The sequence below is a fragment of the Trebonia sp. genome (assembly GCF_049794275.1).
In the GTDB taxonomy this organism is placed as follows: domain Bacteria; phylum Actinomycetota; class Actinomycetes; order Streptosporangiales; family Streptosporangiaceae; genus Trebonia.
The window spans coordinates 1-9,495 of sequence record NZ_JBARCR010000954.1 but is presented as its reverse complement, the minus strand read 5'-3'; the positions used below and the strand labels follow the sequence as shown (position 1 = coordinate 9,495).

General features: G+C 69.6%; 9 protein-coding genes. 3 read left to right on the top strand and 6 right to left on the bottom strand.

Features of this window, described 5'->3' with window-relative positions:
- Positions 1-102: 102 nt before the first annotated feature.
- From WA805_RS24455 to WA805_RS24440, 4 genes are read right to left on the bottom strand one after another with little or no spacing between them, the layout of a single operon-like run.
- On the bottom strand, positions 103-1,956 hold the full coding sequence (locus tag WA805_RS24455; RefSeq protein ID WP_422285208.1) for an ATP-binding cassette domain-containing protein: 1,854 nt from the start codon (positions 1,954-1,956) through the stop codon (positions 103-105).
- Positions 1,953-2,819, bottom strand: coding sequence for a branched-chain amino acid ABC transporter permease (locus WA805_RS24450; RefSeq protein WP_422271024.1), 867 nt, complete (start codon positions 2,817-2,819; stop codon positions 1,953-1,955). The genes WA805_RS24455 and WA805_RS24450 overlap by 4 nt, the downstream gene beginning before the upstream one ends.
- A 31-nt stretch (positions 2,820-2,850) precedes the next feature.
- Positions 2,851-4,170 carry an ABC transporter substrate-binding protein gene (locus WA805_RS24445; protein ID WP_422285204.1) on the bottom strand — a complete coding sequence of 440 codons (1,320 nt, stop codon included), beginning with the start codon at positions 4,168-4,170 and terminating at the stop codon, positions 2,851-2,853.
- Positions 4,171-4,211: 41 nt separating this feature from the next.
- A complete protein-coding gene (locus tag WA805_RS24440; RefSeq protein WP_425243503.1) occupies positions 4,212-5,117 on the bottom strand; it encodes a fumarylacetoacetate hydrolase family protein in 906 nt (301 codons plus the stop codon).
- Between the two features lie 164 nt (positions 5,118-5,281).
- Here WA805_RS24440 and WA805_RS24435 point away from each other — a divergent pair, with 164 nt between their 5' ends.
- Positions 5,282-6,025: a FadR/GntR family transcriptional regulator gene (locus WA805_RS24435; protein ID WP_422271018.1), complete on the top strand. Its 744-nt coding sequence runs from the start codon at positions 5,282-5,284 to the stop codon at positions 6,023-6,025.
- A 22-nt stretch (positions 6,026-6,047) separates the two neighbouring features.
- Here WA805_RS24435 and WA805_RS24430 read toward each other — a convergent pair whose 3' ends face one another.
- Complete coding sequence (locus tag WA805_RS24430) at positions 6,048-6,998, bottom strand: SDR family NAD(P)-dependent oxidoreductase (protein ID WP_425243502.1); 951 nt, start codon at positions 6,996-6,998, stop codon at positions 6,048-6,050.
- Positions 6,999-7,145: 147 nt separating this feature from the next.
- Between WA805_RS24430 and WA805_RS24425 the strand changes: the two genes are divergently transcribed.
- Positions 7,146-8,222 carry a hypothetical protein gene (locus tag WA805_RS24425; protein ID WP_422271014.1) on the top strand — a complete coding sequence of 359 codons (1,077 nt, stop codon included), beginning with the start codon at positions 7,146-7,148 and terminating at the stop codon, positions 8,220-8,222.
- A gap of 2 nt (positions 8,223-8,224) precedes the next feature.
- Here the strand turns inward: WA805_RS24425 and WA805_RS24420 are convergent, their stop codons facing one another.
- Entirely contained in the window at positions 8,225-8,506 is a 282-nt protein-coding gene (locus WA805_RS24420; RefSeq protein ID WP_424563821.1) for an isoamylase early set domain-containing protein, read from the bottom strand.
- 113 nt (positions 8,507-8,619) lie between these two features.
- Here WA805_RS24420 and WA805_RS24415 point away from each other — a divergent pair.
- On the top strand, positions 8,620-9,495 hold an 876-nt coding region (locus tag WA805_RS24415), incomplete at its 3' end, for an ATP-binding cassette domain-containing protein (protein WP_425243501.1).

The following is a 9,495-nucleotide window of genomic DNA, read 5'->3' as shown; positions in this document are numbered from 1 at the left end:
GTGATGCCGCGGATCACCGGGTCGCCGCCGTAGCCGGCGGTCACTCCGGTCGCGGTGAGGCCAGCGCCGCGAGACACGTCGTCAGCCGACCCCGTGTGGTGCTCAGCCGACAAGGTATGCCTCCACGACCTCGGAGCGGCTCCGCAGTTCGGCCATGGTGCCCTCGGCGAGCACGGCGCCCTCGGCCATCGCCACCACGGGGTCGCAGAACTCGTCCATGATGGCCAGCTCGTGCTCGACCATCAGCACGGTCAGCCCCTCGGCGCACAGCGCGACGAGCTGGTTCCCGATCTGCCTGGCCAGGTTCGGGTGCACGCCCGCCATCGGCTCGTCGAGCAGCAGTACCCGCGGCTCGGCCATCAGCGCCCGCATGATCTCCACCAGCCTGCGCTGGCCGCCGCTGAGGTCCCCCGCGTAGCTGTTGGCGTACCCGTCGAGGCCGAATCTCTCCAGCAGCGCCTCGGCCCTCGCGATCGCGGCGGCCTCGTCGCCGCGCCAGTACCTGCGCCCCGCCAGGGCGCCGCGGAACGAGTCGCCGCGGTTGTCCGGCACGGCCGTCAGCAGGTTCTCCATGACCGTGAGCCGCTTGAACTCGCTGGCGAGCTGGAAGGTGCGAACCAGGCCGAGGCGGGCGCGGCGGTAGGCCGGCAGGTGCGTGACGTCCCGGCCCTGGTAGTAGATCTTGCCGCCGGAGACGGGCAGCGTGCCGGCCAGCATGGCCAGCAGCGTCGACTTGCCCGCCCCGTTCGGGCCGATCAGCCCGGTCAGCGTGCCGTGCCGGACCCTGAACGAGACGCCGTCGACCGCCCGGACGCCGCCGAACTCGCGGGACACGTCGACCGCTTCGAGCACGACCTCGCGGTCCACTGGCGGCTCGTCGGCGGGGCGCAGCACTGATACAGGCCCTGCTGACACAGACGCTGCTGGCACAGGCACTGCCGACACAGGCGCCGGCGGCGCGGGAGGAGACGGCGCGGCCGCGGAAGGGGGGCTCGCGGCCGCGCCAGCTCGGATCACCCGTTTCCGCTCGGGCAGGATGCCCTGCGGCCTGACCCAGAGGAAGACGACGATCAGCAGTCCGATCGCTACCCACTCGAGGGACGGGATCAGGTTCGGCGGCAGGTTGTTGGACGTCGGGATGTACCGGGTGACCTCCTCGAACCCGACCGGCACCAGGACAGCGCCGAGGATCGCGCCGAGGTGGTTGCCCGTACCACCGATGATCACCGCGGCGAACAGCACGACGGTCTCGGCGTAGCCCCAGGCGGCCGGCGACCAGGTGGTGATGTAGGAGACCAGGATCCCGCCGCTCAGCCCGGCGATCGCCCCGCCGGTCACCAGCATCGCGGTGCGCAGCGAGAGCAGGTTCTTGCCCAGCGAGTCGGCGACCACGTCGTTGTCTCGCATGGCGCGCAGCGAACGGCCGTACGGCGACTCGGTGATCCGGCGGACGAACAGGTACACCAGCGCGCACACGACGATCGCGACGGCGGTGAGGGTCCACTGGTAGCCGGACGACTGGGGGTTGTACTCCCCCTGCAGCGGCTGCGGGATCAGCGACAGGCCGGCGTCCCCGTTCAGCAGCGGGCGGTAGTTCGTGACCAGCAGGTTGAGCAGCACCGCGGTGACGAGCAAGCCCACGGCGGCGAAGTCGCCGCGCAGCCGACGGCCGACCAGGAACGTGAACGGCAGCGAGATCAGGCCGCCGACTACGGCCGCGCCGATCCACGGGAGCGGGAACGGCAGGTTCCAGCCCCCGATGTAGGTCTGGAATCCGCCGTTCGCTGACTGGCTGGGCAGCGCCAGGATCGCGGCCGTGTAACCGCCGGCCGCCTGGAAGATGATGAAGCCGAAGTTAGTGATGCCTGCGACGCCGAACTGCTGGTTCAACCCCAGGCAGGCCGTCGCGTCGACGGCGGCATAGATGAGCAGGTTGATGATGTAGTACGAGTTCACGCGCGTGCTCCGAGCAGTCCGGTCGGGCGGACGCCGAGGATGAGGAGCAGCGCCACGAACCCGACCACGTACTTGTAGCTTGGCGTGATGTAGGCGGCGCTGATCTCGGTCGCCAGGCCGATCACCACCGCGCCGAGCATCGCGCCGTACGCCTGGCCCGGTCCGCCGAGGAAAGTCGCGGCCAGGATCAGGATGAGGAACAGGTCAGTGCTCGTGGCGTCGAAGCTGCCCGCGTCCATCGCGAAGATCACCCCGGCCAGGCCGCACAGCGCCCCGGTGATCGCCCAGGTCAGGTTGATCACCCGGGACGTCCTGATCCCGCAGTTGCGGGCCAGCGTCTTGTTGGCCGCGGTCGCGCGCATCGCCTTGCCGAGCCTGGTGTAGCGCAGCAGGACATGCGTGCCGATCATGACCAGCACGCTCAGCCCGATGACGACGAGCTGCACCGCGGTGAGCACTAGCCCGCCCGCGCGGACCGACGGCCCCTGGGCCATCGTGTAGGACACGCTGGTCCCGCCCGCGATCGCCTGGGTGCCGAACTCGATGATCAGCGTCATGCCAAGGGAGACGATCACCAACGTGATCGGCGTCGCGCCGCGGCGCTGGAACGGCGTGTAGATGCCGGAGTTGAGCAGCACCGAGCCGGCCGAGCACGCCACCACCGCGACCACCAGGCCGACCCAGATGTTCAGGCCGGCCTGGTTGACCACGTAGGCGATGTACGCGCCGGCGATCATCACGGCCCCGTAGGCCAGGTTGAGCACGTCGGTCACGCCGAACTGCAGCGTGAATCCGACCGCGGCGACCGCCAGCACAGAGGCGGTCACCAGCCCGAAGCCTACCGAGGCGAGAAATATGGTCATCCGGCCCGTGCTCTCGTGAGTGACAGTGCCCTCATCCGGATAGTGCTCGCAGCTGGTCCGCCGAGAGGTTCCCGACGACGTTCACCGCGCCGTTATCGCTGTAGGTGTCGACCTGGAAGATGCCCGTCGAGTCGTGGTAGGCGTCGAAGTTCGTCGGTCCGCCGGGACCCTCGTACCTGATCGCCTTGCCCGCCTTGAGGTCGGCGGCGCAGGCGGCGAACGAGTAGCACACCGTCGCGCCGGACACGCCGTTCCCGATCTTGACGATGTCCGGTCCGTACACGCTCGGGCTGGTGGACTTGGACATGATCATCGCGAGAGCGGCCAGGTTGATCCCGTCGTACAGGTGCACACCGCCCGGCGCGCTCAGGTAGGTGGTGAAGTCGCCGGTGGCGCCGGGAACCTTGCCCTGCTGAGACAGCAGCGCGGACGAGAACGCCTGGAACGCGGGACCGTTGGACTCCACGACCAAGTTGTCGGCGTGGAAGTTGGACGTGAACGTGGTCGCGCCGATCGCCGCCGCCGCGGACTTGAAGAACGGGGGTGAAATCGCCGCGGACGTTCCGATAATCGGGATCATCTTGCCGCCGTTGAGCTGCTTGATCTCCGAGAACAGGGTCGGGTCGGCCGAGCCGAGCGCCTCGGTCATGATCGCGTCCGGGTGGGACTGGATGATCGCCTCGGCCTCGGTGCGGAACGTGGTGGCGTTGAGGTCGAGCGTCTGGTTGGTGGTCATCGTCATCCCGGCCTTCTTGAGCGCCGCGATGGCGGGCTGGATGAAGGTCTGCGAGCCGATGTCGTTGCCGAACGCCAGCGCGATCCTGTTGTAGTGCAGTTCCTGTGCGATCGCGACCATCGCGTAGGACTCTTCGAGGTCGGGCGGCACCAGGCGGTAGAAGTACGGGAACTTGACGCTGTCGAACTCCGACTGCCCGGTCATGCAGAACATCGCCATATTGCGCGCGTTGATGACCGGCACCACCGAGGCAGCCTCGTCCGACGTGCAGCCGATGACGAGCCCCAGGTTAGAGGTCGAGGCGAACATCTGGTTGACCGCGGGCACGGCGTCGGCCGGGTCGCCGCGGGTGTCGACGCTCTTGCAGGTGAGCTTGTGCCCGAGTACGCCGCCCGCGTTGTTGATGGCCGCGGTCGCGCCGTAGCAGGAGGCCAGGTAAGTCGGGCCGAGCGCGGCGTCGGGACCGCTGAACGGCGCGACGTCCGCGATGGTGAGCGTTGATCCAGAGGCCGCGCCGGTCGCAGCGCCGCTCGAGTTGGAACTCGCACTGCTGCATGCGGTCAACACGGCGACGGCGAGGGCGACTATCCCGATCACGGGGGTCGTGAACTTCATTGTCCCTCCGCGGTTAGCAATTTGATGTCAGAGCCTTGATGTCAGAGCCCGCTTGGCTGCGGGCCGGTCGGGCGCCATCTCCAGCCCGAGTGGTCGCCGGGCTCGGCGACCACGCGGTTCCTGATCGTCCCGACGTTCTCGACGGTGACCTCGATGACGTCACCTGGGTGCAGCCACACCGGCGGCTGCCTGGCGAAACCGACGCCGCCTGGCGTCCCGGTGGCGATCACGTCGCCGGGAGCCAGCCGGGTGAAGGAAGAAAAGAACTCGACCGCGCTCGGTATGTCCACGATCATCTGCGAGGTCCGCGCGGACTGCATGACCTGGCCGTTGAGCACAGTGGTGAGCGCGACGTCGCTGACGTCGGCCTCGTCGGCGGTGACGACCTCGGGACCGATCGGCATGCTGCCCTCGAAGTTCTTGCCTCCGGTCCACTGCGACGCGGCGCGCTGCCAGTCCCGTGCGGAGGCGTCGTTGAGGACCACGAACCCGGCGATCGCGTCGAGCGCCTTGCTGGCCGGGATGTACCGGCCGCCCGCGCCGATGACGATCCCGAGCTCGCCCTCGTAGTCGAACCGGTCGGTGAGCGCGGGCTTGACCAGGTCCGCGTAGGGGCCGAGCACGCTGTCCCGGCCGCGCACGAACGCGTCCGGCCAGGTCGGCACCTCCCGGCCGCCCTCGAGGGCGTGTTCCCGGTAGTTCAGGCCCAGGCACAGGATCCGTTCCGGCGCCGGGACGGCCGGGCCGAGATCGGCCGGGCCGTACTCGCGGCCGTCCAGGTCCGCCAGCGCGCGTACGGCGTCCATGGCCTGCGGCCCCGCGCTGAGCACCACCGCGAGCGAGGCGAAGCCGGGGTCGCCGGTCTCCTTGCCGACGTCCACGTATCCGGAGCGTCCTCGCACGTGCAGCCGCGGTCCGTTCGGGGTGGCGATGGTGGCGAGCCTCACCTGGCGTCTCCTTACCCGAGGTATTCGAGCTACCTGAGACCAATTGGTTATATTCACCAGATTGGTTGAGCGTAGGTCCACGCCAAAACCAGGTCAATAACCTCAATAGTTAAGATCTGTCAAATGGCGGTCACAAGTTGACAGTGATTGGTACGATTGGTTGCGTGGATGGGACGGAACGGGTCATGTCCGCCAAGCACGGGCGGCGGCTCGCGGAGCTGATCCTGGCCGAGTCAGAACGGACCGGACTCGGGCCCGGCTCGCGGCTGCCCACGGAACGTCAGCTCGCGGTCGACCTCGGCGTCACGCGCAGCGGCGTCAGGCTGGCCCTCGCCGCGCTCGAGGCCGACGGGCTCATCTCACGCGAGGTTGGCCGCGGCACGTTCTTCAGCAACGCCGCGGGGCAGGCGTTCGACGCTCTCCGGGCGTCGCCTGACGAGGTGGCGGGCCGGGTGGCAGGCTATCCGGCCCCTGCCGCCACGGACTTCGCCCCTGCCGATGTGATGACGATCCGCCGCCTGCTCGAGCCGCAGGCGCTGCCGCTGGTGGTGATGTGGGCGACGGCGCGGGACTTCGCGGAGATGGAGCGCTGCGTGGCCGGCGGCGACCAGGCCGTCAACTACGAGGAGTTCGAGACCTGGGATCTCGCCCTGCACCGGGTCATCATGGCCGCCGCGCACAGCCCGCTGCTCGCCGCGCTGTACAGCGTCGTCGAATCGGCGCGGCACGGCCAGGTCTGGGGAGACCTGAAACGGCGCAGCGCGTCCAGCCAGCGCCGCGCCGTCTACCAGGAGGATCACCGGGCGATCGTCACCGCGCTGCGGGCGCGGGACGCCGACGCCGCGGTCGAGTCGATGCGCACCCACCTGACCCGGGTGGCCGGGCACCTGCTCGGCGAGACGCGCTAGGCCGCTACGCCCCGCCGGCCCCCTACGTCTCGCCGGCCTGGAAGCTCTTGCGCATCTCGGCGTAGTCGTAGGTGGCATCCGGGTTGCCGCGAACAAACGCGTCGAGCTGCGCGGCGTCCTTGCCGATGAGGATGCGCCAGGCGCCCGCGCGGACCCCGTCAAGGATGACGGTCGCGGCTTCGGCGGCGGTGACCGGCGCCTTGTCGCGGAAGTCGGCGTTCGCCGTGACCAGGATCCGGCGCAGTTCAGCGACCGGCATGCCGTCCGGGAGGCCGCGCTCGGCCAGCCGGGGCCTGAAGACCTCCAGCTCGTCATCGGTCATGTGCTCGGCGTCCAGGCCGAACGCGCGCAATGAGTTGGCGACGATGTTGGTGCCCACGTGCCCCGGCATCACGACGGCGACCCGGACGTGCGGCGCGTTCGTGCGCAGGTCCTCGATGAGCGACTCGGAGAAGCCCTTCACGGCGAACTTCGCCGTGCTGTAGGCGGTGTGCGGCGCACCGGGTCCCAGCGTCGCGAAGAAGCCGTTGGCGCTGCTGGTGTTGACGAGCACTCCTTCGGCGCTGTTGATGAGCAACGGCAGGAACGTGCGGGCGCAGTAGTAGACGCCCCACCAGTCGACGGCGAAAACCCGCTCCCAGTCCTCGCGGGAGTCCTTGATGAAGCTGCCGGCCCCGCCGACGCCCGCGTTGCTGAACACCAGGTCAACGTGATCCGCGTTATGCGCATCGAGCAGTTCGTCGCGGAACCGCAGCACCTGCGCCTCGTCGGAGACGTCGCAGACGTGGCCGGTGACCGTCACCTCGGCGGCGACGCCCGGCCGCCCCTGCGTCACCGTCTCGGCGATCGTGTCGGCGTTGAGGTCGCACGCCGCGACCGAGCAGCCCGCGGCGGAGAGCTGCCTGACCAGCTCCCGGCCGATGCCGGAGCCGCCGCCGGTCACCACGGCGAGTTTTCCAGCGAACGAGTCCATGGGTGCCTCCAGCCGACGGCGCGAAGGTGGACGATGTCACATCGACTACCAACGTGAGGGTGCGTTGCGATCGCACCGCCCGTCGGTGTAAGCGTAGCCGTGGGAGTCACGACGGGCCCGTTCGGGAAAATTATCGGAGGCAGCGAAATGGCACGGCGAGTTAACAGTGAGCTACTGCTCGTAGGAAGCCTGCCGGCTGACTCGACAGAGACGGCGTTGCGCGAGGCGGCGGGGTTCTTCGGCGACCTGGTGTTCGCGCTGCCCGACGGCGAGACCGGGCCGCGGGCGGCCTGGGTCGGCTACGAGCGGGAACGCCTTGTCCGGCCGAACGAGGGCGTGGCGACCGTCGAGGAGACCGAGTCGCCGACCGGGATTCCGCGGCACGCCTACGAGACCCCGGTGTTCGCCGTCAAGCCGGGAGTCACCGAACTGCGCTGGGAGTCCTGGCCGCGGATCGACGACGCGATCGAGTCGTACGCGGTGTTCCGCGAGCTGCGGGACGCCGGGGTGATCCCGGCGGGACTGCGGTTCCAGGTGGGCCTGCCGTTCCCGTCCAGCGCGCTGAACGGGTTCAAGGCCGACTTCGCCCGCGACTACCCCGTCGCCGAGCGCGCGTTCGAGGACCTCGCGGCGCGGGAGCTGCGGCGGCTGACCGCCGCGATCCCGCCCGGTGACCTGGCCATCCAGTGGGACATGGCGTACGAGACGCAGGACATCGAGCGCGTCCTCGCCTGGACGCCTGAGGGCGCGTGGGAGCGGTTCGCCGGGCCGGTCACCCGGCTGTCGCGCCTCCTCCCCGAGGAGGTGCTGCTCGGGTATCACCTGTGCTACGGGACGTTCCCCGAGTGGCCGATGTACGAGGCGCGCGACATGGAGGTGCTGGTGCGCATGGCGAACTTCGCGGTGGCGAACTCCGGCCGGCCCGTGGACTGGCTGCACCTGGCCGGGCCGCGGTACCTGCGCAGCGAGGACCGCACGTTCTTCCGGCCGCTCGTCGACCTCGAACCTGGCGACGCGCGGGTGTACCTCGGCATCGTGCTGCCGATCGACGGGACCGCGGGGCTACGGCGGCGGGTCGCCACCGCGTCGCGCTACATCGGCGACTTCGGCGTCGCCATGTACTGCGGGTTCGGCCGGCAGCCCGGCGCCGACGGCACCGAGACCATGCGAGAGCACGCCCGGGTCGTCAGGGAAGCCGGAGTACGCGAGGTCAGGGGCGGCTGAGGTCAGACCGCGAGGACCGGGTCGCCGCCGCCCACGGCCGGGATCGTCTCGTCGTCGAACCACATCCCGCCCTCGGCCAGGTAGCGGAACCGCAGCGTGCTGCCCGCCGGCACCGTCACCGAGGCGCTGCGGGTCTGGTTGGAGCGCACCCGCAGCGGGTGCGCGGACGGATCCCAGTTGTTGAAGTCGCCGACCACGGAAACCGCGCCCGCCGGCTCATCCGTCGGCAGCGAAAAGGTGATCTTGACCATGCCAGCGCCGCTCGGCTTCGTCGTCTTGATCATGTGTTCCCCTAAGAGACCCAGTATGATTGGCTGCGTAAGTTTCCCCGGCGGACGGAGAGTGGCTTGAAGCTCTGAGGTCGACCTCATCTCGAGACCTCATCTGGAGCTGCCACATGTCTGTCGTACTGAGCGATCTGTCTTTTTCTTTCCCGAACGGCCGCGTGGTGCTGTCGGGGCTCAACGCTGCTTTCGGACCCGGCAGGACAGGGCTGATCGGCGTTAACGGCTCTGGCAAGTCCACCCTACTCCGGCTCATCACGGGAGAACTGCGGCCCGCCTCCGGGTCGGTAACCGTGACCGGCGAGGTCGGCTACCTGCCGCAAGACCTCACGCTGGACACCGGTGCCTCGGTCGCGTCGCTGCTCGGCATCGCCGCCGCGATGGACGCGATCGCCGCGATCGAGGCGGGCGACGTCCGGCCGGAACTGTTCGACGCGGTCGGCGATGACTGGGACGTGGCGGACCGGGCGCAGGCCTGGCTGTCCCGGCTGGGCCTCGGGCACGTCGGGCTCGACGACCGGGTGGGGCGGCTGTCCGGCGGCGAGGCCGTGCTGACCGCGCTGGCGGCGCTGTTCCTGCGGCGGCCGCCGGTGATCGTGCTCGACGAGCCGACGAACAACCTGGACCTGAACGCCCGGCGCCGGCTGTGCTCGGCGGTGGAATCCTGGCCGGGAGTCATGCTCATCGTCAGCCACGACCGCGAGCTGCTGGCGCTGATGGACCAGATCGCCGAGCTGACCGGGGCGCCCGGGCCGCGCGGGGCGCCAGGTTCCCCTGGCGGCTCGCTGCGCATGTACGGAGGGAACCTCGAGGCGTACGAGGCGCAGCTGGCGACCGAACAGGCCGCGGCGCGGCGCGCGGTGAGCACGGCAGAAGCCGGCGTCCGGCGGGAGAAACGCGACCTGATGGCGAACCAGACCAAGCAGGCGCGGCGTGACCGGCAGGGCCGTGCGGTGGCCGCGTCAGGCAGCCTGCCGCGGATCGTGACG

Bases quoted from the DNA above. Each gene is read 5' to 3' on its own strand.
- WA805_RS24425 (WP_422271014.1), top strand. From the start codon at position 7,146: ATGGCACGGCGAGTTAACAGTGAGCTACTGCTCGTAGGAAGCCTGCCG.
- WA805_RS24450 (WP_422271024.1), bottom strand. From the start codon at position 2,819: ATGACCATATTTCTCGCCTCGGTAGGCTTCGGGCTGGTGACCGCCTCT.
- WA805_RS24420 (WP_424563821.1), bottom strand. From the start codon at position 8,506: ATGATCAAGACGACGAAGCCGAGCGGCGCTGGCATGGTCAAGATCACC.
- WA805_RS24445 (WP_422285204.1), bottom strand. From the start codon at position 4,170: ATGAAGTTCACGACCCCCGTGATCGGGATAGTCGCCCTCGCCGTCGCC.
- WA805_RS24430 (WP_425243502.1), bottom strand. From the start codon at position 6,998: ATGGACTCGTTCGCTGGAAAACTCGCCGTGGTGACCGGCGGCGGCTCC.